Source organism: Neisseria sp. (genome assembly GCF_030523955.1).
Taxonomy (GTDB): Bacteria; Pseudomonadota; Gammaproteobacteria; order Burkholderiales; family Neisseriaceae; genus Neisseria.
Genome location: NZ_JAUNHL010000007.1, coordinates 17,231 through 40,657, shown reverse-complemented (window position 1 = coordinate 40,657; position 23,427 = coordinate 17,231). Strand labels below are relative to the sequence as shown.

General features: G+C 54.7%; 18 protein-coding genes and 2 tRNA genes. 13 read left to right on the top strand and 7 right to left on the bottom strand.

Annotated elements, in window-relative coordinates; genetic code table 11:
* Positions 1-8 precede the first annotated feature (8 nt).
* Positions 9-431, top strand: coding sequence for a TIGR01244 family sulfur transferase (locus Q4C79_RS02645; protein ID WP_303089483.1), 423 nt, complete (start codon positions 9-11; stop codon positions 429-431).
* Between the two features lie 518 nt (positions 432-949).
* Here the strand turns inward: Q4C79_RS02645 and Q4C79_RS02640 are convergent.
* The gene (locus Q4C79_RS02640) at positions 950-2,359 is read right to left on the bottom strand and encodes a PolC-type DNA polymerase III (RefSeq protein ID WP_303089482.1); all 1,410 of its coding nucleotides are present in this window, start codon (positions 2,357-2,359) and stop codon (positions 950-952) included.
* 92 nt (positions 2,360-2,451) lie between these two features.
* On the opposite strand from Q4C79_RS02640, the gene Q4C79_RS02635 reads away from it, so the two are divergent.
* A tRNA-Arg gene (locus Q4C79_RS02635) sits at positions 2,452-2,528 on the top strand.
* A gap of 15 nt (positions 2,529-2,543) precedes the next feature.
* A tRNA-Glu gene (locus Q4C79_RS02630) sits at positions 2,544-2,618 on the top strand.
* Positions 2,619-2,795: 177 nt separating this feature from the next.
* Here Q4C79_RS02630 and Q4C79_RS02625 read toward each other — a convergent pair.
* The 3 genes from Q4C79_RS02625 to Q4C79_RS02615 are packed head-to-tail and all read right to left on the bottom strand — an operon-like array spanning position 2,796 to position 4,977.
* Positions 2,796-3,047, bottom strand: a complete 252-nt coding sequence (locus tag Q4C79_RS02625) for a DUF1289 domain-containing protein (RefSeq protein ID WP_303089481.1) — start codon at positions 3,045-3,047, stop codon at positions 2,796-2,798.
* 40 nt (positions 3,048-3,087) lie between these two features.
* Positions 3,088-3,525, bottom strand: coding sequence for a DNA polymerase III subunit chi (locus Q4C79_RS02620; RefSeq protein ID WP_303089480.1), 438 nt, complete (start codon positions 3,523-3,525; stop codon positions 3,088-3,090).
* 27 nt (positions 3,526-3,552) lie between these two features.
* Positions 3,553-4,977, bottom strand: a complete 1,425-nt coding sequence (locus Q4C79_RS02615) for a leucyl aminopeptidase (RefSeq protein ID WP_303089479.1) — start codon at positions 4,975-4,977, stop codon at positions 3,553-3,555.
* Positions 4,978-5,094: 117 nt separating this feature from the next.
* On the opposite strand from Q4C79_RS02615, the gene lptF reads away from it, so the two are divergent.
* Together lptF and lptG are read left to right on the top strand one after the other, a co-directional pair.
* Positions 5,095-6,195, top strand: a complete 1,101-nt coding sequence (gene lptF / locus Q4C79_RS02610; RefSeq protein ID WP_303089478.1) for an LPS export ABC transporter permease LptF — start codon at positions 5,095-5,097, stop codon at positions 6,193-6,195.
* Positions 6,192-7,262, top strand: coding sequence for an LPS export ABC transporter permease LptG (gene lptG / locus Q4C79_RS02605; RefSeq protein WP_303089477.1), 1,071 nt, complete (start codon positions 6,192-6,194; stop codon positions 7,260-7,262). Before lptF ends, lptG begins: the two co-directional genes overlap by 4 nt.
* An 85-nt stretch (positions 7,263-7,347) precedes the next feature.
* Here lptG and Q4C79_RS02600 read toward each other — a convergent pair whose 3' ends face one another.
* Positions 7,348-7,809, bottom strand: coding sequence for a cytochrome b562 (locus Q4C79_RS02600; RefSeq protein ID WP_303089476.1), 462 nt, complete (start codon positions 7,807-7,809; stop codon positions 7,348-7,350).
* A gap of 83 nt (positions 7,810-7,892) precedes the next feature.
* On the opposite strand from Q4C79_RS02600, the gene Q4C79_RS02595 reads away from it, so the two are divergent.
* A complete protein-coding gene (locus tag Q4C79_RS02595; protein WP_303089475.1) occupies positions 7,893-8,636 on the top strand; it encodes an SDR family oxidoreductase in 744 nt (247 codons plus the stop codon).
* Positions 8,637-8,809: 173 nt separating this feature from the next.
* Here Q4C79_RS02595 and Q4C79_RS02590 read toward each other — a convergent pair whose 3' ends face one another.
* On the bottom strand, positions 8,810-9,430 hold the full coding sequence (locus Q4C79_RS02590) for an OmpA family protein (RefSeq protein ID WP_303089474.1): 621 nt from the start codon (positions 9,428-9,430) through the stop codon (positions 8,810-8,812).
* Between the two features lie 148 nt (positions 9,431-9,578).
* On the opposite strand from Q4C79_RS02590, the gene glyQ reads away from it, so the two are divergent.
* The 4 genes from glyQ (at position 9,579) to glyS (ending at position 17,697) form a co-directional block, all read left to right on the top strand.
* Positions 9,579-10,484, top strand: coding sequence for a glycine--tRNA ligase subunit alpha (gene glyQ, locus Q4C79_RS02585; protein WP_303089473.1), 906 nt, complete (start codon positions 9,579-9,581; stop codon positions 10,482-10,484).
* Between the two features lie 79 nt (positions 10,485-10,563).
* Positions 10,564-12,414, top strand: coding sequence for a lipid A export permease/ATP-binding protein MsbA (gene msbA / locus Q4C79_RS02580; protein ID WP_303089472.1), 1,851 nt, complete (start codon positions 10,564-10,566; stop codon positions 12,412-12,414).
* Positions 12,415-12,511: 97 nt separating this feature from the next.
* Entirely contained in the window at positions 12,512-15,484 is a 2,973-nt protein-coding gene (locus tag Q4C79_RS02575; RefSeq protein WP_303089471.1) for a glycosyltransferase, read from the top strand.
* 152 nt (positions 15,485-15,636) lie between these two features.
* The gene (gene glyS / locus Q4C79_RS02570) at positions 15,637-17,697 is read left to right on the top strand and encodes a glycine--tRNA ligase subunit beta (RefSeq protein ID WP_303089470.1); all 2,061 of its coding nucleotides are present in this window, start codon (positions 15,637-15,639) and stop codon (positions 17,695-17,697) included.
* Positions 17,698-17,991: 294 nt separating this feature from the next.
* On the opposite strand, the gene Q4C79_RS02565 is transcribed toward glyS, so the two are convergent.
* The gene (locus Q4C79_RS02565) at positions 17,992-18,828 is read right to left on the bottom strand and encodes an IclR family transcriptional regulator C-terminal domain-containing protein (protein ID WP_303089469.1); all 837 of its coding nucleotides are present in this window, start codon (positions 18,826-18,828) and stop codon (positions 17,992-17,994) included.
* 213 nt (positions 18,829-19,041) lie between these two features.
* Between Q4C79_RS02565 and Q4C79_RS02560 the strand changes: the two genes are divergently transcribed.
* Genes Q4C79_RS02560 through Q4C79_RS02550 form a run of 3 tightly spaced genes read left to right on the top strand, consistent with a single transcriptional unit; the run spans position 19,042 to position 23,415 of the window.
* A complete protein-coding gene (locus Q4C79_RS02560; protein ID WP_303089468.1) occupies positions 19,042-19,848 on the top strand; it encodes a shikimate dehydrogenase in 807 nt (268 codons plus the stop codon).
* 15 nt (positions 19,849-19,863) lie between these two features.
* A complete protein-coding gene (locus tag Q4C79_RS02555) occupies positions 19,864-21,555 on the top strand; it encodes an FAD-dependent oxidoreductase (RefSeq protein ID WP_303089467.1) in 1,692 nt (563 codons plus the stop codon).
* Between the two features lie 42 nt (positions 21,556-21,597).
* Positions 21,598-23,415, top strand: a complete 1,818-nt coding sequence (locus tag Q4C79_RS02550; RefSeq protein WP_303089466.1) for an FAD-dependent oxidoreductase — start codon at positions 21,598-21,600, stop codon at positions 23,413-23,415.
* The last annotated feature ends 12 nt before the right edge of the window (positions 23,416-23,427 follow it).

Here is a 23,427-nt window from a genome sequence, read left to right as displayed (position 1 = left end):
GAAACCTCATGACCATCTCCCGTTTAAGCGAAAAACTCTATATTTCCCCACAAGTCGGCCCCGCCGATGCCGCAGAAGCAGCCAAACTCGGCATCCGCAGCGTTATCTGCAACCGCCCAGACGGCGAAGAACCCGGCCAACCCAGCGCCGAACAAGCCACCGCTTGGTTTGCCGAAGCCGGCATCACCTCTTTCCACCACCAACCGGTACTCGCACCGCAAATTAATGCCGACGATGCCCGCCGTTTCGCCGAGCAACTGGCTGCTGTCGACGGCCCGGTACTCGCCTACTGCCGAACAGGTACCCGCTCCTCTTTATTGTGGGCCATCGGCCAAGCGGAAAACGGCCGCCAAGCAAACGAACTGATTGCCGAAATACAACAAAAAACCGGCTTGGACTTAAGCCCGTTTGCCGGCAAACTACTCTCCTAAAATAAAACACCACGCCCCCAAACAAACAGCCGGAGACCTTTGCAAAAAACTTTTTAATCCTGAATTTATGGATATCTCGTCATACTCGGGCTTGACCCGAGTATCTGCTTTTTCTTCTCAAACAAACAGATGCTCGGGTCAAGCCCGAGCATGACGCAAGTGTTTTCAGGTATCGAAAAGAATTTTGCAAAAGTCTCAGCCGGCGCAACATTAATTCGCACCGGCTGTTGTATCTTTCGCAAACAGTATCTTTTGATAGTGGCTTAAATTCAGAATACGACAAGGCGAGGCAACACTGTGTACTATTCTGAATTTAAGTCACCATAAGAAACCTCAGTCACCCAAATATCTCCTTGCATGCCTGTCTGAAAGATTGCCACCATAGTCAAACCAACAGTTCCCTCACGCTCGGGCTGCCGCAACATAACATGCCCGGACCAGGCCGGAGAACATGAAGCGATACGTCTTCTGAAGCCGATGAACCATCTCCAACAAAAACCGGCAAAATGCCCAAACCGTCAAGACAACACCGTCACCGCCGCATGCCCCTGCTTGAATTTTGCCTTCAACACCGCCGGCAAGGCCTCGTCAAAATACCAACGCCCGTCAGGCAACGCCAACGCACCGCCGGCACAACGCAGCGTAACCGATTGCCCGCTTAACGTATCGGTCTCCACAATATTCACCTCATGCGCAGATCCCCAATCGGCTACCGGCAAGACGCCAGCATATTGGCGCACCCGCCGATTTTGCGCCGCCACTCCCGATTCAGACTGGCAAACCCCGTCGCATTTACCCACTTGGCGCACCGGGCAAGGCTCGCCCTTGGCATGACCGCTTGGTAAAATATCCAATACCGCCGGGCAGAAACCATGTTGCGAACTCCACTCACCCAAAGCCCGCCTAAGCGATTTCTTATGCAAAAACAAACCATTGGGGCGCTGATCATGACTACCTGCAGCCAAAGGCACAATTTTGGCCTGCAAAGCGCCCCGCGCATTTTCGCGAAACTGTACCGTTAAATAAGAACGTAATGTTTGCCGCGCCTGCCAACCGTATTGTTCCGCCAGTTGCGCCTTCAACCACAACATATGCAACGGGCCGATGGCCGCGCGAAACTCCACCGAAACGGCCTCCTGCAAAAACAGCGGCAACTGTTTCTTCTGCAAAACCTCGGCCGTTTGCGAAAACATCTTTTCCGCCGCATCCATGTGCAACAATCTGCCCTGTTTGTCCAACCACAACAAAATACCGCAACTGTCCGGCAGCGCATAAAGCTGTGTTGCCAAAGATTCGGGCAGGTTATCCGGCAACATTTTCGGGTTCATCAGCGCACGAATCTGCGTTTCCAGCATATCGGATCCGTGTTCGTTTAAGGCGTATTCCAGAAAATCCGCCAACGCCAGCACATCGGCCATCGCCCTATGCCTGTCTGAAACCTCAATGGCGCAACGTTCGATCAAACTATCCAGATTGTGTTTGTAAAACTGCGGATAAAGGCGGCGCGACAATTGGACGGTACACAACGCCGGTGCCGCAAACGCCAATCCGGCGCGCTGGAAAGCGTGGCGCAGAAAGGTGTAGTCGAAGCGGCTGTTGTGCGCCAGCAGCAGGCTGCCCTGCAACAGTGGCAACACTTGCGGCGCCAATTCGGCAAACGTCGGCGCATCAGCCACCATTTCATTATCGATGCCGGTCAGCCGGCTAATAAACGGCGAAATCGGCATCTGCGGGTTAACCAACCATTGATGGCGGGTAAAAATCCCGTTCTCAAAACGCAAAATAGCGATCTCGGTAATCCGGTCTTCATACAAATGGCCGCCGGTGGTTTCCAAATCAACGATTGCCACCGGCCGCCCGAAGCGCGCAAACAAGCCGGCCAACTGCGCTCTTTGCTGTTGCTCCACCATGATTTCCGATCTTTCCATACAAAAAACAGCTATTTTACCTTTTCCTGAGACATTGCGCAGCAAAAGGCTTGACACCGCCCCCTCTCAATCTTATAATTCAAATCTTTCTCGCACCCGTAGCTCAGTTGGATAGAGTATCTGGCTACGAACCAGAGGGTCGGGCGTTCGAATCGCTCCGGGTGCGCCACAAATTATTTTATCCGCGCCCATCGTCTAGCGGTTAGGACATCGCCCTTTCACGGCGGTAACCGGGGTTCGATTCCCCGTGGGCGTGCCAGCTTATTAAAAAGCAGACCGTTTGGTCTGCTTTTTTCATGGATTTAAGTTTAAAACCTTTACACGCAACATTATATTTAAGCAACGCAAATGCCTGTCTGAAAAACAAAACTTTTTAGCTTCGCAAAAACGCGCAAGCTTGTTTTCAGACAGGCATTTCTTTAATACCGTAAACAATTCAATCAAAATCCAAACCTTCCTGCTGCGGTTCATCTTCCGGCAAACGGTTACGCTCCCACATCACCTGCTCCCATTTTTTGCGCCGCATCGCAATCAGGCGCATTACCTGATGCTTCTGGTCATCGGTCATCTTCAGCCAATAAAGCCGCTCTTCCCTGCTGCGCAAACATCCCCGGCAATAGCCTTTGCTATTAACCTGGCAGACCCCGATGCAGGGGCTGGGAATGGCGAAGAAATCGGGCTGTTCCATACACTCAATTTATCCGGATACGGTTGGCAGAATCGATGTTTCAAGCTTTGCCCTGCATATTGTGATGCTCGATTTCGAAACCGCGCTGGCGGTAAGCACGGAAGCGGTCGCGGGCGGCAGCCAAATCTTCCAAGCCGTCGCCCACAATCTCCAACACGCGCTTGGGCGGTGCAGGTGCATCGCACCAAAACGCATCCGAGCTGTTCAGTACCACAATATCTTCGGCCAGCTCAGGTAACTCGTCTCCCGTTGCCAACACCACAGGCACCCCGGCAGGATAGTCATCCGTCGGCAGCCAGAATTCATGCGGCAGAAAGCTCTCCGGCGGTTCGCGCCACAAACCCCTGTCTATCCGCACACTCTGCGCCTCATCTTCCAGCCACAGCAACAAGCGTCCTTCCGAGGCCGCACGACGGCTGAGCCGGCCGATAAACTGCTCGCGATCGGCCACATGAGTGTAAAAAGTTACCTTGGGCATAAGCGCTTTTCCGTTTTACCTACTTTTTTAAACGGCCGCATCACGCAGGAATTGCAACAGCAAGGGCACCGGACGGCCGGTGGCGCCTTTGTCTTTGCCGGATTTCCAAGCAGTACCGGCGATATCCAAATGCGCCCATTTGTAATCGGCGGCAAAATGGGCAAGGAAAGCAGCGGCGGTAATGGTACCGGCCGGCCGGCCGCCGATGTTTTGCAAATCAGCGAAATTGGATTTCAACTGTTCGCTGTATTCATCAAACAGTGGCAATTGCCAAGCTTTGTCGTTCACCGTGCGCGATGCGCCCAACAACTTATCGACCAGCTCTTGATCATTACCCAGCAAGCCGCTGGCCACATGACCAAGCGCGATAATACAAGCGCCGGTAAGTGTGGCGACATCCACCACCGCCTGCGGCTTGAACTGGGCGGCGTAAGTGAGCGCATCGCACAGAATCAGACGGCCTTCGGCATCGGTGTTGAGAATTTCGATGGTAGTACCGTCCATTGCCGTCACAATATCACCGGGTTTGCTGGCGCCGGCATCGGGCATGTTTTCGCAAGTCGGCACCACGGCAACCAAATTAATCGGCAGCTTGGCGCGTACGGCAGCGACAAACGCACCGATTACGCTGGCGGCACCGCACATATCGTATTTCATTTCATCCATCGCCTCGCCGGGCTTCAGCGAAATACCGCCGGTATCGAAAGTAATGCCTTTGCCGACCAACACCAGCGGCGCGGCGTTTTTATCGGCGGCACCCTGATAACTCAATTCAATCAGATAAGGCTCTTGCACGCTGCCCTTGGCCACCGACCAGAACGAACCCATGTTTTCGCGGATATAGTCTTGTTCCAGGATTTTGGCAGCGGCGCCGGCTTTTTCCGCCTCTTCTTTAGCAGTTTGCGCCAAAAAAGCGGGGGTGCACACATTAGGTGCGGTGTTACCCAAATCCTTGCACAGCTTCACGCCATAATTGAGCGCTTGGGCAATGCGCAGCGCTTCTTCGACCGCTTTTGACGGCTCGTCCAGATAAAATTCCACCTGCTGCAATTTAGCCGGTTTGGCTTCTTTCTTAAAACGGTCGAAGCGATACGCAGCCTGGCCGACAGCCAAGGCCAGCACTTCCACCAGCAATACTGCTTCTTCGGCGGCAAGCCGGTTCAAATCAACGGCAACTTGCGGCTGATCTTGCATCCACTTGGCCGCTTCTGCAGCCGCTTTTTCCAGCGCCGCACGCCCGGTTTCCTGCAAACGCAACACCGCCAGCGGGCGCAGGCGGCCGTTTTCCACAATTTTCGACTCGGCAAACTGCTGCTTTTCTTCCAAGCTGCCGCACAATAATTTCACGGCTTCGCCCGGATGATCTGCCGAACACGGGCAGGCTTCGGTGCAAACATACAGTACAGCAGCTTGAGCAGGCTGCATTTTTCCGGCTTTTATGCTAAATTCCACGTTTTCTGTCTCCTGAATTATTGTTCAGACAGGCATTTACCTATGCCTGTCTGAACTGTAATCAACCTTTTCGGTCTTTGATTGTACGCACATTCACAGCCGACTGAAACCCCGGATATGACTTACCAACGCAATTTCATCAAAGAGCTTACCTACACCGCAGTCGGCATTTTTATCGTGCTGCTGGCCATACTGGTATCGACTCAAGCCATCAACCTGCTGGGACGAGCAGCCAGCGGTCGGGTAGCGGTAGACGCTGTCGCCGCGCTTATCGGCTTCTGGACGCTGGGCATGACCCCTTTATTATTGGTGTTAACCGCCTTTATCAGCACACTCACCGTGCTTACCCGCTATTGGCGCGACAACGAAATGGTGATCTGGCTCTCCAGCGGCCTCTCGCTCAAGCAATGGATACGGCCGGTCTTGCAATTCGCCGTGCCGTTTGCCCTGCTGACGGCCGTCATCCAGCTTTCGGTATTGCCTTGGGCGGAATTGCGCAGCCGTGAATTCGCTGAGATTCTCAAACAAAAACAACAGCTTTCCCTAGTAGAAGCCGGCGTATTCCGCAATCTAGGCAGCCGTGACGATCGGGTTTACTTCGTGGAAACCTTCGATACCGATTCGGGCGTGATGAAAAACCTGTTTTTACGCGAAGTGGACGACAAAGGCCGCGAAAGCGTGGTGTTCGCCAAAGAAGGTACCTTCTCGCTGGCAGACAACAAACGCACGCTCGAATTGAGCAACGGCTACCGCTATAACGGCACCCCCGGCCAGGCCGACTTTAACGAAGTATCCTTCCAACATCTAAGCCTGATCATCAGCGTTACCCCCAAAGTCGTCAATGCCGCCGACAGCCGCAAAACCATCCCTACGGCGGATTTATTCGGCAGCAGCAAACCCGAATACCAAGGCGAATTACTGTGGCGCTTATCGCTGCCGGTTTCCGTATTGATTTTAAGCCTGCTGGCGATTCCGCTTTCCTATTTCAATCCGCGCACCGGCCATACTTATAATATCCTGATCGCCATCGGCTTTTTCCTGATTTATCAAAACGGCCAAACCTTCCTGCGCAATGCCGTTATCAGCGGACAGCTTAATTTCTGGCTCGGCCTTTTGCCGATGCATTTATTGATGATCGCCGCCATCGTGATCCTGCTGCGGGTGCGCAGCATGCCCGCACAACCCTTCTTCAGTGCATTGAAAGGCGGCAGCAAATGAAACTGATTCCCCGCTATCTGATTACCCAGCTTTCGGTCATGACATTGTATGCCCTGCTGGCCTTGTTGGCTTTATACAGCTTTTTCGATGTCATGAACGAAATCGGTGATGTCGGCAAAGGCAGCTATACCACCGCCAAGATGCTGCAATACACCCTGCTGTTGGTTCCGGCCCATATTTACGAACTGATGCCGCTGGCCGTATTAATCGGCGGCCTGTTGGCCCTCTCGCAACTGGCCGCCCGCAGCGAATTAACCGTTATCAAGACCAGCGGCATGAGTACCGGCGACATCATCCGCATTTTGTTGGGATTCGGCTTGATTTTCGCCGCGCTCACAGTGTTCACCGGAGAATGGGCCGCCCCTGCCGCCAGCCGTTATGCCGCCAACATGAAAGCCGGCGCAACAGAGGGCAAAATCAGCACCGGCAACGGCGGCCTGTGGGTAAAAGAGCAGCGCGACATCATCAATATCAAAGAAATGCTGCCCGACCGAACCCTGCGCGACATCACCATCTTTCAGCACAATGATAATTTCCAGCTCACCGCCCAATGGCGTGCCGATTCCGCCGTCGTACAGCCTGACGGCAGTTGGTTGCTGAAAAACATACGCCGCAGTCTGTTGGAGGGTGGCCGCGTAACAGTAGAAACGCGTGCGGAAGAAACCCTGCGTACCAATATCCGCAGCAATCTATTGGATGTATTGCTGGTTGACCCCGGCCAGATGTCGCTCGCCTCGCTCAACAGCTATATCAAACACCTCGAGGCCAACAACCAGGAAGTACAAGCCTATTGGATTGCTTGGTGGCGCAAATTATTTTACCCGGTGGCCGCCGTGGTAATGGCCTTTGTAGCACTGGCATTTACCCCGCAATCCACCCGCCAAGGCAATATGGGGCTCAAACTGTTTTTCGGCATTTGCTTGGGATTGGCCTTCCATTTCGCCGGCCGCCTGTTCAGCTTTACCAGCCAACTCTACGGCATCCCCCCTTTACTTGCCGCAGCGCTGCCCACCACGCTTTTCGCTATATTGGCCATTTGGCTGATACGCAAGCAAGAACAGCGCTGACAACCAAACGTTTCAGACAGGCATATAACAAACCAGCCCGCTTCGGCAAAAGCGGGCTGGTTTTGACATCAACAACAACCATTATTTATTTAGGCTGGCGGAACGCATCGTGGCAAGATTTGCAGCTGGCACCGACATTACCGTAAGCCACCTTGATTTCTTCCAAATTACCGGCTTGCGCCTTAGCATTCAAATCATCCACCGCCGCCAAAAATTTCTCACGTTCGGCATCAAACTGGGCAGGCTTCTCCCATATCGCCGGCAAAGCATCGCCGTTGCCCTGCGGATCGCTGGCGAAATGCTCGAAAGGCTTACGCGCATTCTCGCTGAAAGTCGCGGCGGCGGCTTTAAACTTCTCAACATCATAAGTTTCATCACCTTTAACCATTTTGCCCATGCTTGAATATTCGGGCATCATGGTTTTAAACGCAGTGGTACGCGCTTCGGAAACCGGCCCCTTCGCCGCACCTCCACCGCCCGCTCCGCCGCTACAGGCTGCCAGCAAAGCGCCCGAAAATACAATAGATAATACGGTTTTCATCTTCATAGCGTGTTCCTCGTTAATCATTTATCAAATTTAAGATGGAGTATAATACCCGAAACCTCCGTTAAAAAATGAAAGGACACGCTATGAGCATTCTGGTTACCGGCGCATCGGCAGGTTTCGGCGCCGCTATCTGCGAAACCTTGGTAACAGCCGGCTACCGCGTCATCGGTGCCGCCCGACGCTTGGAAAAACTGCAAGAGATGCAAAACCGTTTGGGCGGCAACTTCCTGCCGCTGCAAATGGACGTTAGCGACACCGCCTCGGTCGACCAAGCCCTTGCCAAGCTGCCCGCCGACTTCGCTGAAATTGACTGCCTCGTCAACAACGCCGGCCTTGCCCTCGGTTTGGAACCCGCCGTCCAAGCCGATTTCAACGACTGGCTGACCATGATTCAAACCAATATCATCGGCCTGACCTACCTCACCCGCCAAGTGCTGCCCGCCATGGTCGGGCGCAAACAAGGTTATGTCATCAACATCGGCTCCATCGCCGGCACTTACCCCTATCCCGGCGGCAACGTATACGGCGCCAGCAAGGCTTTCGTGCGCCAATTTTCGCTCAACCTGCGCGCCGACTTGGCCGGCAGCGGCGTGCGCGTCAGCAACATCGAACCGGGATTGTGCGGCGATACCGAGTTTTCCAACATCCGCTTCAAAGGCGACAGCGAACGCGCCGCCAAACTCTATGAAAACGTCGAATACATCCGCCCGCAAGACATCGCCGATACCGTATTGTGGCTGTACCAGCGTCCGGCGCACATGAACGTCAACAGCATCGAAATCATGCCGGTTGCACAAAGCTTCGGCCCGCTGCCGGTTGCCCGCTAAACTTCCGATGCCTGTCTGAAAACCGCCTGGTTTAAAGTTTTTCAGACAGGCAAATACTTTTACAAAAACCGATTTTTCTTACCGGTTAATGCAAGATAACGGATACGGTTTCGGCCAAACAAAATGCCTGTCTGAAAGTTTTCAGACAGGCATTTCCCATTTTTTCCGTACCCTTATTCCAAAACCACTTCCACACGGCGCGCTTGGGCATTATCACCTTGGCCGGCTTCGGTATTTTCCGGTTTGCGCAATTCAATCTGGCTTTCCGGCACACCGAATCCCAACAGCGCATTGCGTACCGCCAAAGCACGGTTTTTCGACAACTCCTCATTGGCAGCCGCATTGCCGGTGCTATCGTTATAACCGGATACCACCGCTTTTTTGCCTTCGCGCACACCGGCCAATACATCCTTAAGCGCCTCTTCTGCATTATCGGCCAAATCCGCTTTGCCGGTTGCGAAATAGAATTTCACCACACCGTTTTCCACCACCGCACTGGCCGCATCCGCAGCCACCGCGGCAGTCGAAGCAGCCGCCGCAAGCGGTTCGCTGGCCGCAACCGATGCCGAAATAGACTGCGATTCGGGCGCAGCCAAAACCGCCGCCGCCGGTTCGGAAGCCGCCGAAGCCGCTGCGGCAGAAGCCGCCTGGCCATAACCCGGCGAGCCTTCGATCTTGCCGCTCTCCCAACCGTAAACCGCATAGAACAAAATGGCCAAAGTCGCCAAACCGGCGGCGCCGCCGGCAACCCATAAACCAATCCGCTGTTCTTTATGATCGTCGTTATCAGACATCGTCCACTCCTTTTATCAAATCAAAACAATAAATACAAAACAAATAAATTTTGCCGCATTATACCTAAAAACCGTTTGCACGCTAGCCTGAAACCCTGCGAGCCGCTAAAATACGGCCTTTATTTCCGTATTCTCGAAAAGCCGCAATATGCTCACTTTCCAACAAATCGTTTTCAAACTGCAAACCTTCTGGGCCGACAAAGGCTGCACCATCATCCAACCCTTCGATATGGAAGTGGGCGCCGGCACCAGCCATCCGGCTACCTGCCTGCGCGCGCTCGGCCCCGAACCTTGGTTCGCCGCCTATGTACAACCCAGCCGCCGCCCGAAAGACGGCCGCTACGGCGACAACCCCAACCGCCTGCAACACTACTACCAATTCCAAGTCGCGCTGAAACCCGCGCCGGACAATTTCCAAGACCTCTATCTCGACTCCTTGCGCGAGCTGGGCATCGACCCGAAAGTACACGACATCCGATTCGTAGAAGACGACTGGGAAAACCCCACCCTTGGTGCCTGGGGCTTAGGCTGGGAAGTATGGCTCAACGGCATGGAAGTCACCCAGTTTACCTATTTCCAACAAGTCGGCGGCATCGACTGCTCGCCCGTACTCGGCGAAATCACCTACGGCATCGAACGCTTGGCCATGTATCTGCAAGGAGTGGAAAACGTATACGACCTCGTGTGGGCCAAAACCCTGGACGGCCAAACCGTTACCTACGGCGACGTTTACCGCCAAAACGAAGTGGAGCAATCCACCTACAACTTCGAATACAGCGACGCCGAATGGCTGCTGCGCCAGTTTAACGACTACGAAGCACAAGCCAAGCGTTTACTGGAAGTGGAAGACACGAGCCTGGCGCTGCCCGCTTACGAATTGGTACTCAAAGCCGGCCACACCTTCAACCTACTGGACGCCCGCGGCGCAATTTCCGTAACCGAGCGAGCCGCCTATATCGGCCGCATCCGCGCCTTAAGCCGGATTGTCGCGCAAAAATTCGTGGAAAGCCGCGAGAAACTCGGCTTCCCGCTGCTGAAACGGCAAGCCGCTTAAAACAAGATTTCAGACGGTCGCAAACCTTTTGAGGCCGTTTGAAAGCGCCTTGCAACATTTTGCAAACGGCTCGGATTTTATGATAGAAAAACTCACCTTCGGCCTCTTTACCAAAGAAGATTCGCATAACTTTATGCGGCTGATGAAATATGTGCGCCCGTATAAAGTCCGCATCACTTGGGCATTAATCGCCATTTTCGGCGTGGCCGCCACCGAAAGTTATCTGGCCGCCTTTATCGCACCTTTGGTCAACCAAGGCTTCGCTCCGCCCAGCGTACCGCCGGAACTCAACACCACCACCGGCATCATCGCCACCTTGCAAAACTGGAAAGCGCAGTTTACCTATATGATTTGGGGCACGCCCGACAAAGTTTGGGTGGTGCCGGTGTTTTTCATCATTTTGGTGATGATACGCGGCGTTTGCCGCTTCGCCAGCACTTACCTGATGACTTGGGTTTCGGTAATGGCCATCAGCCATGTGCGCCGCGATATGTTTAACAAAATGCTGTTGCTCTCATCGAAATTCCATCAGGAAACACCGTCGGGCCATGTGTTGATGAATATGGTTCAGATGGCCGAACAATCCATCAGCAACGCCAGCAACGTATTTATCACCCTCACGCGCGACACCCTGATCGTTATCGGATTGGTGTGCGTGCTGCTGTATCTCAACTGGCAGCTCAGCCTGATTGTGGCGTTGATGTTCCCGCTGCTGTCGCTGCTGTCGCGCTATTACCGCAACCGCCTCAAAAATATCATCGCAAGCGCCCAGCAAAGCATCGGCACGCTCAACAACGTAGTCAACGAAGTCCATCAGGGGCACCGCGTGGTGAAACTGTTCGGCGGCCAAAAACAGGCGTCCGACCGCTTTGCCGAAGTGAACAACACCATCGTGCGCCTGGGCAAAAAAATCACCCAAGCCACCGCCGCCCGCTCGCCGTTTAGCGAACTAATCGCCTCTTTTGCGCTGGCTGTGGTGATTTTCATCGCACTTTGGCAAAGCCAACAAGGTTACACCACCATCGGCGAATTTATGGCTTTTATCGTGGCCATGCTGCAAATGCTCGGTCCGATTAAAAACCTTGCCAATATCAGCATCCCCATGCAAACCATGTTTTTGGCTTCAGACGGCGTTTGCCAGTTTTTAGATACCGAACCGGAAAAAGACACCGGTACCCAAACCCTACAAAACGTTTCAGGTCATCTGAAATTTGAAAACATCGATGTGCGTTACCGTGAAGACGGCAAAAATGCTTTAAATAATTTCAATCTGGAAATCTACCCCGGCGAGCGCGTGGCCTTGGTGGGTCGTTCCGGCAGCGGCAAAACCACCGTGGTAAACCTGCTGCCGCGCTTTGTCGAACCCAGCGCCGGCACGGTTTACCTCGACGGCACCAATATCGCCGAACTGACCCTGGCCAACCTGCGTGAACAGTTTGCGCTGGTGTCGCAAGACGTATTCCTGTTTGACGACACCCTGCTGGCCAACGTGCGTTACAGCCACCCAGAAGCCAGCGAAGAAGAAGTTTTTGCCGCACTGAAAGCCGCCAACCTGCAAGGCTTGGTAGAAAACTCACCGCAAGGCCTGCACCAACCCATCGGCGCCAACGGTAACCAACTCTCGGGAGGCCAGCGCCAGCGCGTATCCATCGCCCGCGCCATCTTGAAAAACGCCCCGATACTGCTCTTGGACGAAGCCACCAGCGCGCTTGACAACGAATCCGAACGCCTCGTCCAACAAGCCTTGGAGCGTCTGATGCACGGCCGCACCAGCATCATCGTTGCCCACCGCCTGACCACCATCGAACAGGCCGACCGCATCATCGTGATGGACGACGGCCACATCATCGAGCAAGGCTCGCATCAAGCATTGATGGAAAAAGGCGGCTATTACGCCGCATTGAGCAATATGCCGAAAATGGGCGGATAAGCCCTCTTTGCTTTAACCGCCATATTGTTTTTATGGGTTTCAGACGGCCTTAAGGTTGCCTGCCAGGCCGTCTGAACCATAAACGAAAGTAAATGCCATGAACACTATCCGACACCCGCTCGTTTCCGTGATGATTCCTTATTACAACTGCGAGCAGTACATCGCCGAAACCATCGCATCGGTGGAAGCGCAGCACTATCCCAATATCGAAATCATCATCGTAGACGACGGTTCGCGCGAAGAAAGCGCGGCATTCTTGGCCAGATTGTTGGAGAGCAAACCCTCCATACGCCTGTCCGCCCAAAACAACCAAGGCGTTGCCGCCGCCCGCAACCACGCCGCCCGCTTGGCCAAAGGCGAATATTTTCTGTTTCTCGACGCCGACGACCAAATACTGCCCGACTATATTCAAAAAAGCGTAGCCGTACTGGAAAGCAACCCCGATTGCAAGCTGGTTTATCCGCTAGCAGAATTTTTCGACGCCAAAGATGGCACGTGGCAACTGCCGCCTTACGAAGGCATCCAAAGCCTGTTAACCGGCAACCGTATTCCCACGGCCTCCATACACAGGGCTGCCGACTTCAATGCTTTAGCCGGTTTCGACGAAAACTTCGCCACCCATGAAGACTGGGATTTCTGGATCCGTTTGCTAAGCGGAGGCGGCAAGGTTTATCAAATTCCCGAAGTGCTGTTCCGCTACCGCAAACGTCGCGACGGCTCGTCGCTGATAGACCAATTGGAAAGGAATACCGACCTGATCCGGGAAGACTGGCAGCATATTTACGAAAAACACCGCAGTCTGTTTCTGCAACATCATTTAGGCTATTGGGATCATATCCAAACACTGGCGCAAAACCTGCAACTTGCCGCCGACAACGCCCGCCTACAAAAACAAAGCGAAGCAGAACTAGAGCACAACCGGCAATTACAGGCCGATTTATCTCAAGCTTTGCAGCATGCCGATTTTTTGCAGCAACAATCGGCAGATTTGTACCGGCAGCTTGATGATTTCCAGCAAGAAAAACGCAAGCTGGAACAAACCATTGCCGAGTTAAACAGCCAAAACACCATCTTAAGCCAACTTCTCCAACACGAAATTAAAAATCTCGCCAAATATAAAGGCCTATGGACGGTTAAAGCATTCAAACCCGTTATCAAAACCGAGCAAGCCATCAGCTCGGCCAACCGTTACCGCAAAGCTTTCCGTAAACTTGCTAACGAAAAAGGCAGTATCGGCAAGGCTTATCAGCATTTGAGACGCATATATAAGTCACACGATTTGCGTACGGTGAAATTATTTTTACGAACCGGTGAAGCGGTTGCGGTAAAAGATAAAGGCAGTTTCGATATTGCAGACAGATCGACTTATCAAGAGTGGATCAAACAAAACGATACCCGTACCCCGCAGCAGCTTGAGGATATGCGCCGTCAAATGGCTGAATTTACCCACCGGCCTAAAATATCGGTGTTAATGCCCGTGTACAACGTGGATGTGAAATGGTTGCAAATGGCTATCGACTCGGTTTGCACCCAGCTGTATGAAAATTGGGAATTGTGTATTGCCGATGATGCTTCGCCCAACACCGATATTCGCCCGCTTTTAGAAAAATACGCGGCATCCGACGAACGCATCAAGGTTGTGTTCCGCGAGAAAAACGGCCACATTTCTGAAAATTCCAATAGTGCTTTAGAACTATGCAGCGGTGAATGGACTGCACTGATGGATCACGACGATCTCCTGCCAGAGCACGCACTTTTTGAAGTGGCGAAGGTTTTACAAATCCAACCCGATGCCGCACTGATTTATAGTGATGAAGACAAAGTGGATGAAAACGGCTTACGTTTTATGCCGCACTTCAAATCCGATTTCAATCTGGATCTGCTCTACAGTCAAAACTATATTTCACATTTAGGCGTATACCGTACCGATATTGCCAAAGGAATCGGCGGTTTCCGCAAAGGTTTGGAAGGTAGCCAAGATTATGATTTCCTGTTGCGCTATCTACTAAAAGTTGATCAGAGCAAAGTGGTGCACATTCCGAAAATTCTTTATCACTGGCGTGCTATCGAAGGCTCGACCGCGCTGGCTTCCGGTGAAAAATCCTATACGACCGAAGCGGGTGTGAAAGCCCTTCAGCACTACTTTGCCGAGCGTGGCGATGATGTAACCGTTAGCCGCGGCAAAGCCGATAATCTCTACCGCGTGAAATGGCATTGGCAGGAAACACCGTTGGTGAGCCTGATCATTCCGACCCGCAACGGGTATGCCATTACCAAACAGGCGATTGATTCGATTTTGAATAAAACCCTCTATCAAAATTATGAAATCTTACTGGTTGACAATAATTCTGATGATCCGCATGCATTGGCTTATTTTGATGAAATCGCCCAACACGAAAAAGTGACTCTGTTGCGCTACCCTTATCCGTTTAACTATTCGGCCATTAATAATTTTGCCGCACAGTACGCAAAAGGAAGCATTATCGGTTTGATTAACAACGATGTTGAAGTGATTAACGGAGAATGGCTTGGGGAAATGGTATCCCAAGCGCAACGTCCTGATATTGGTTGCGTGGGTGCGATGCTGTATTATCCGAACGATATCATCCAACACGCAGGCGTGATTATCGGTATCGGCTCGGTGGCTGGCCATGCCCACAAATACTTTGCCCGCAACCACCCAGGTTATTTCTCGCGCCTATATGTTTCGCAAAACCTGATGGCCGTTACCGCTGCCTGCCTGCTTGTACGCAAAGCAGTATTCGATGAAGTGGGCAGCTTAAACGAGCAGGATTTAACCGTAGCATTTAACGATGTAGATTTTTGCCTGAAAGTGCATAAGGCAGGTTACCGTAACTTATGGACTCCCTATGCCGAACTTTATCATCATGAATCCATTAGTCGGGGGCACGAAGATAATCCCGAAAAACGTGCGCGCTTCCAACGTGAAATCGATTATATGATCCGCACTTGGCAAACCGACACCCTGCAAGATCCTTACTATAATCCCAATCTGACGTTACAGCATGACGGTTTCTCAATTGCCATGAAGTCTAGGGTAGAGCAATAATTTTAAATTCGCCCGCTTGTTTTCAGACGGCCGGCATGGTAATTGGCCACATTAAGTTAAGACTTTGTAGAAGTATCTCAGGCTGTCTGAAAACCTGTTCATCCGAATTTTTCATACATCAAATTGAACCAATGCCACAGAAAGCAACAACAATGACCGAAACCCTCTTAATCGAATTACTAACCGAAGAGTTGCCGCCCAAGGCCCTCGATAATCTGGGCAAACACTTGGCCGCTTCCATCGCCGAAGGGCTGGAAAAAGCGCAATTAATCGACGGCGCCGTCGAATACACCGCCTACGCCTCGCCGCGCCGCTTGGCGGTGCAAGTGAAAAACGTGAAGCCTGTACAGGCCGACCAGCACGTGGTGAAAAAAGGCCCGGCGGTGGCCAACGCCGTAAAAGACGGTGCACCCACCAAAGCGCTGGAAGGCTTTGCCCGCTCATGCGGTGTCGCCGTTGCCGATTTGAAAATCTTCAACGACGGCAAACAAGACGTTTACGCACACGAATTTACCCAACAAGGCAAAGGCCTGTCTGAATTGCTGGAAGACATTCTCAATCAGGCGGTGAAAAAGCTGCCGATTCCGAAAGTGATGCGCTGGGGCAGCAGCACCTACACCTTCGTGCGCCCGGTGCACGGCTTGGTGGTGATGCACGGCAGCGAAGTGGTGCCGGTAAACGTATTGGGTTTACAAAGCCGCAATTTCACCTTGGGCCACCGCTTCCTCTCGCAAGGCGAAGTGGTGTTTGCCCATGCCGACGAATACGCCGGCAAACTGCGCGACAGCGGCAAAGTGATTGCCTCGTTCGCCGAGCGCAAAGCCGATATCGATGCCGCCTTAAACCAACAGGCAGGCCGCTTGAACGCCACGGTGGCCGCCGACGAAGCTCTGCTCGACGAAGTCACCGCGCTGGTGGAATGGCCGGTGGTGCTGGAAGCCGGTTTTGAAGAACATTTTCTCGCCGTGCCACAGGAATGCCTGATTCTCACCATGCAGCAAAACCAGAAATACTTCCCGCTGCTGGATGCTTCCGGCAAGCTCATCAACCGCTTCCTGCTGGTGTCCAATTTGCAGGCCGAAGACCCGTCACACATTATCCACGGCAACGAGCGCGTATTGCGAGCGCGGTTGGCCGACGCCGAGTTTTTCTACAAGCAAGACCAAAAAGCCACGCTCGAGAGCCGTTTGCCGAAATTATCGCAAGTGGTGTATCACAACAAACTGGGCAATCAGGCTGAACGCATCGAACGGCTGGCCGCCATCAGCCGCCACATCGCCGCCGCCTTGGGCGCCGATGCCGGCACCGCCGAGCGTGCCACCCGCTTATCCAAAGCCGATTTGGTGACCGAAATGGTGGGCGAATTCCCCGAGCTGCAAGGAGTTATGGGCAAATACTACGCCCGCTTGGACGGCGAGCGCGAAGAAATTGCCAACGCCATCGAGCAGCATTACTGGCCGCGCTTTGCCGGCGACAAACTGCCCGAAGGCAAGATTGCCACTGCCGCCGCGCTGGCCGACAAACTGGAAACGCTTATCGGCATTTGGGGCATTGGCCTGATTCCCACCGGCGACAAAGACCCCTACGCATTGCGCCGCTCCGCTTTGGGCATTCTGCGCATACTGATGAACAGCGATTTGAGCATCAGCGACGTGCTGCAAGCCGCTTATGCCGCCTTCCCCGCCGGCAAGCTGGCCGGTAACACGCTCGCCGAAGTGGCCGAATTTATGCAGGCGCGGCTGGCGGTGCTGCTGCAAAACGACTACCCGCACGACGTGGTGGCTGCCGTGCTGGCCAAACGCCCCGACCGCCTCAACGACCTGCCCGCCAAGCTGCAAGCGGTGGAAACATTTAAAAAGCTGCCCGAAGCCGCCGCACTCGCCGCCGCCAACAAACGCGTGCAAAACCTGCTGAAAAAAGCCGATACCGAACTGGGCGCGGTGAACGAAAATCTGTTGCAGCAGGCCGAAGAACAGGCGCTGTTTGCCGCTTCGCAAGCCTTGCAGCCGAAAATCGACGCCGCGCTGGCCGCGCAAGATTTTCAGACAGGCCTCTCCGAGCTGGCCGCCATCAAACCGCAAGTCGATGCCTTTTTCGACGGCGTGATGGTGATGGCCGACGATGCCACAGTCAAACAAAACCGCCTCAACCTGCTCAACCAGTTGGCTGCTCAGATGAACGCGGTGGCCGATATCGCGCTATTGAGCGAATAAGCTCTTTATCGCTCCAATCGAAAATGCCTGTCTGAAAGTTTTCAGACAGGCATTTTTAGTCTTTGGCTGCGATGGCCGGCAACTATTCTGAAACTTTTGCAAAAAGCCGGTTCATTCCTAAAAATATTTGTACACCGTCATACTCGGGCTTGACCCGAGTATCTGCTTTTCCTTCTAAAACAACCAGATGCTCGGATCAAGCCCGAGCATGACGCTCATGTTTAAAGTATCGGAAAGTATTTTGCAAAGGTCTTTGCCTGTCTGAAAAACATCAAGCCTTCCGAGCAGCGAACCCTACAGCATCACCCGTATTTCCGCCGCGGCTTTTTGCAGCAACGGCAGGCAGCGGCTGCGCCAGGCGGCATCGGAAATATTGCCGTTCGCATCCACAGCGTTGAGCGCGGCCACCACTTCGCCCCGCGCATCGACCACCGGCACCGCCAAACCGCCGAAACCCGGTTCGTATTCGCCCAGCGCCTCCGCCCAACCCTGTTGCCGCACCAGAGCCAATTGTTCTTGCAACACCTCAGCATCCGTAATGGTTTGGGTGGTAAACCTAACCAAGGGATAAGCCGCCAGCCATTGCGCCAACTGATCAAAACTCAAAGCCGCCAGCAACACCTTGCCGTTGGCGCCGCTGTGCGCCGGAATGCGGTTGCCCGAATAAATGCCGTATGGCAGCACCTGTGCCTGTTCCAGATGAGGCGGGTAACAGCTGGCCACCGTTACCGCCTCGCCGCCGGAGAGTACCACCACAGAATGATAGCAGCCGGTTTGCTGCGGCAAACTGCGCAGCACCGCACGCGACGCCCTCGGCAGCGCCGCGGAATTGAGATAAATCCCCGCCGGTTTCAGAATTTTCGGGCTGAGCCAGAAATACTGGCCGTCGCTATCCAGATAGCCCAAATAATAAAGCGTACGCAAATGACGGCGTGCCGCCGCACGCGTCAGCCCGGTGCGCTCGGCCGTTTTGGTTACCGAAAGCCGCACTTGGCCGCTGTCGAAACAATCCAATATTGCCAAGCCTTTGGCCAGACCGGCGATATAGTCTTCCGGTTTGAGACTGCGCCCGTTATTCGGGTGCACCATGGTATCCGCCGCTTGTCCGGGCGCTGTGAAATCGTCTGCCATTTCTCGCTTTACTGCTAAAACTGGCCGATTATCGGCCAACGTTTTCAATTATCGGCCATTTCCACTCATAAAGCTATGGTTGTTTGATGCGCTTTCTTTTACGCTTGCTGCCAACGATTTAAAAATATTCCAACCGTTTTTTATTTTTCAGACAGGCATGGTTGCACTTTCAACGTTCAGTGCCTGTTTTGCACATACATAAGGAGTAATAGCATGGATATCCGTTTGGACGGGGAAACCCGGGTTTATTACGTAGTGGGCGATCCGATTGCCCAAGTCAAATCACCCACCGGTATGACAACTGCTTTCCAGCAAAACGGCCTCAATGCCGTTTGCATTCCTGCTCACGTGGCTGCGCAAGATTTAAGCGACTTTTTCAGCGCGCTAAAAAGTATGCGCAACGTCGACGGCCTGATGGTGACCGTACCGCACAAAATCGCCTTCAGCGCCTTGTGCGACCGGCTTTCCGAGCGCGCCCGCTTTCTCAATGCGGTAAATGTGGTGCGCCGCGAAGGCGATTTGTGGGTGGGCGATATGTTCGACGGATTGGCACAAGTGGAGGCGCTCACCCGCAACGGTGCGCAGCTGGCCGGTAAAAAAGTGATTCTGGCCGGAGCCGGCGGTGCGGGCACCGCCATTGCCCATGCTTTGTTGCAAGCGGGTGTAGCCGAGCTGGCGATACACGAAACCGACGGCCAACGGCGTGACCAGCTGATCGATCGCCTCAGCCAACTGCAACTGGGGCGCGTTTATGCGGGCAGCAGCGATCCTTCCGGCTTCGACGTGGTCATCAACGCCACCCCGCTGGGCATGAAACCTGACGATGCTTTGCCGTTTGACGGCGGCAAGCTTATGCCCGAAATGTTTGTCGGCGATGTGGTCGCCCATCCGCCGCTTACCGCTTGGATCCGCCACGCCCAAGCCTGCGGCTGCCGAACTTCCGCCGGCGGCGATATGTTTGCCTGCGTGCGCGATCTGATGGCCGGTTTCCTGATGCAAAAGCATTCGGATAAAAAATAAAGGGGCAGCACGGACATGAACACCCATCAAGTCGATTTATTGGTGATCGGCGGCGGCGCTGCCGGGATGACCGCCGCACTAACCGCCAAACGCGCCGGCCTGAATGTCTGCCTGTGCGAAAAAGCACCTTACGTAGGCGGCATCACCGCCACTTCCGGCGGCACTACTTGGGTGCCGGGCACGCATTTGAGCGATGCGGCAGGCGTACCCGATCGTGTTGAAGACGCGGATATTTTCCTGCAACACGTCTGCCACGGCCGGCCGGGCGACGATATGCGCGCCGCTTTTTTGCAGTCCGGCCCGCAGATGATCGCCGAATTGGATGCGCATACCGATGTCAAATTCGTTGCCGCCGCCGCCCATCCCGATTACATCGGCAACCTGCCGGGCGAAGCCTACGGTGGCCGCGCACTCGCTCCGCTGCCTTTCGAAGGATCGGTATTGGGCAAAGAATTCGACCGCGTCCGACCGCCCCGCCGCGAGTTTATGGGCTTGGGCGGCATGATGGTCAACCGCAACGAACTTGATGCCCTGCTCAATCCGTTTCGCTCGGCCGCCAACCTGAAAACCACCTTGAAAGTGGTGCTGCCTTATTTCAAAAGCCGCCTGCGCTTCAAACGCGGCACGCGGCTGGTTATGGGTAACGCCTTGGTCGGCCGCCTGTATTACAGCCTGCTCAAGCATCAGGTGCCGGTATGGTTCGAATCGCCGATGCGCTCCCTGATAGTGGAAAACGGCAAGGTAACCGGCGCGCTGGTTGAACATCAAGGGCAAACCGTTGCCATTCATGCCCAAAAAGGCGTGGTACTGGCTACCGGCGGTGTCGGCCATCACGAAGCCTTGCGCCGGCAGTATTTTCCGGCCGGCACGCCCGACTCCTACGCCCCCGAAAGCCACAATGCCGACGGCATTTGCGCCGCCCGCGACATCGGCGCCGCTTTGGACAACACCCAATATCCGGCCTTATGGTTCCCCACTTCCTACCAAACCCTGCCCGACGGCTACCGTGCGATGTGGCCGCACATCATTCTCGACCGCGCCAAACCGGGCTTGCTGGCGGTGTTGAGCGACGGCAAACGCTTTGTTAACGAGAGCAACTCTTATCACGACTTCAGTTCCGCCCAAATCGATTGCAGCGAAAACGGCAAGTTGCCCACCGCTTATCTGATTGTCGATGATGCCTTTGTGCGCCGTTACGGCTTGGGCTTCATCATGCCCGGTGGCAAAAAACTGGCGCATTTTGTCGAAAAAGGCTATCTCACCCGCGCCGATACGCTGGCCGGGTTGGCCGAACGGTGCGGCATAGACGCCGCCGCCCTGCAAAACACCGTCGAGCGCTACAACCAACTGGCCGCCCAAGGCGAAGACACCGATTTCCACCGCGGCAGCAGCGCGATGAACCGCTTTAACGGCGACGCCTCCGTACAACCCAATCCCTGCCTGCGGCCGCTGTCGTCCACCGGCCCTTATTATGCGCTTGCGGTACGCCCGGCCGATTTGGCTTCCAGCCTGGGCTTGGCCTGCAACACCTTCGGCCAAGTGCTCAACACCGAGGGACAGCCGATAGAAGGCCTGTTTGCCTGCGGCAACGATTTGGCCTCGATTTTCAAAGGCACTTATCCCGGCCCCGGCACCACCATCGGCCCGGGGATGGTATTCGGCTGGCGGATTGCCAAATTTGCCGCCGGCCAGTTAAAGCCTGTCTGAAAAACTGCTGAATGCCTGTCTGAAAAAACGGATTAGAACATCATGGAAACCACAATCAAGCATACTGCTTCCGATTCGGCCCTTTCGACCGAATGGCAATACGATGTCATCATTGCCGGCAGCGGCGCCGGCGGTCTGGCCGCCGCCGTTACCGCCGCCCACCACGGCTTGAAAGTGCTCTTGGCTGAACGCGCACCGTTTTGCGGCGGCGCCACCGCCCGCTCCGGCGGTTGGGCGTGGACACCCGGCAACCCCTTAGCCGTGGCAGACGGCGTTATCGAACCGCGCGACGACTACCGTGCCTATCTGAAAGCGGTTACCGGCGACGATTACGACAGCGAACGCGTAGAAATGTTTTTGGAACAGGTACCGCACATGGTCGGCTTTTTCCAGCAGCACACCCCCTTGCAGTTCACGCCCGGCAAAAGCATCTGCGACATTTACGGCAAACTGCCCGGTGCCGGCACCGGACACCGCTCGGTCGCCGCCAGCCCGCTTTACGGCACGCAATTGCCCAAACACCTGCTCGCCATCCTGCCCGACCAATACCGCATGACTTCATTCTGGGGCATGGGCATCATGGCCGGCCCCGATCTGGGGCATTTCCTCAACGCCATGAAACGGCCGGCCAGTTTTCTCTACGCCGCCAAACGCTTTGCCATCCACCTTTGGGACAAAGTCGTTCACCGGCGCAATATGCAGATGGTTAACGGCTTGGCGCTGGTTGCCAGATTGTTGCGGGCCGCCGATGAAAAAGGCGTGGACATTCGGGTGAACACCGCCGTCGAGGGCTTGATACAAGACGAAAACGGCAAGGTATGCGGCGCTTACCTGCGCACTCCCGAAGGGCGGATACGCGTACACGCCGCCAAAGGCGTGGTGTTGGCCACCGGCGGTTATCCGGCCGATAGCGGGCGGCGCAAAAACTTTCCGCGCACCCCCACCGGTCAGGAACATTGGACGCTGGCGGTACCCGAAGCCGACGGCGCCGGTTTGACGCTGGCAGAACAAGCCGGCGGCTATCTGGATGCGCGCGGAAAATCGCCCGCCGCTTGGTGCCCGGTATCGCTGGTGCGTTTCAAAGACGGCAGCGAAGGCGTGTTCCCCCATATTGCCGACCGCGCCAAACCCGGCATCATCGGCGTATTGAAAAACGGCCGCCGCTTCGTCAACGAAGCCAACGGCTATTATGATTACGTCAGCGGCATGCTTGGTACCGTGCCCGAAGACGAAGCGGTGGAATCCTGGCTGATAGGCGACCGCCGCGCCGTGCGCAGCTATATGTTCGGTTTCGCCAAACCCCGCCCCGTTCCGCTGGCGCTCTACACCCGCTATCTGAATTGCATTACCGAAGCCGATACGCTCGATCAGTTGGCCGAGCGCTGCGGCATCGATCCGGTCGGCCTGATGCAAACCGTCGCCGAGTTCAACCGACACGCCAAACAAGGGCAAGACCCCTTATTCGGGCGAGGCGAAACCCCGTTCAACCGCTACGGCGGCGACGCCTCAACCGGTTACCCCAATCCCTCGCTGGCACCCTTGGGCAAAGGCCCTTATTACGCCGTTAAAATCCAAGTAGGCTCTTTCGGCACTTTTGCCGGCATCGCCGTGGATGCCCATTCGCGGGTAAAAACGGCAGACGGCGGCATAGTCGAAGGCCTGTATGCCGTCGGCTGCGACCAAAAATCGGTTTTCGGCGGCCACTATCCCTGCGGCGGCATCAACATCGGCCCGGCGCTCACCTTCGGCTACGCCGTCGGCCGTCATCTGGCCGGCGTCAGCCGCTACGAAGACGACGGCACGTATTTTCCCTCGGCCGATTACCGGGGCGGCGCACACACCGAATCCGTTCCGACTTAATTCATATCACCA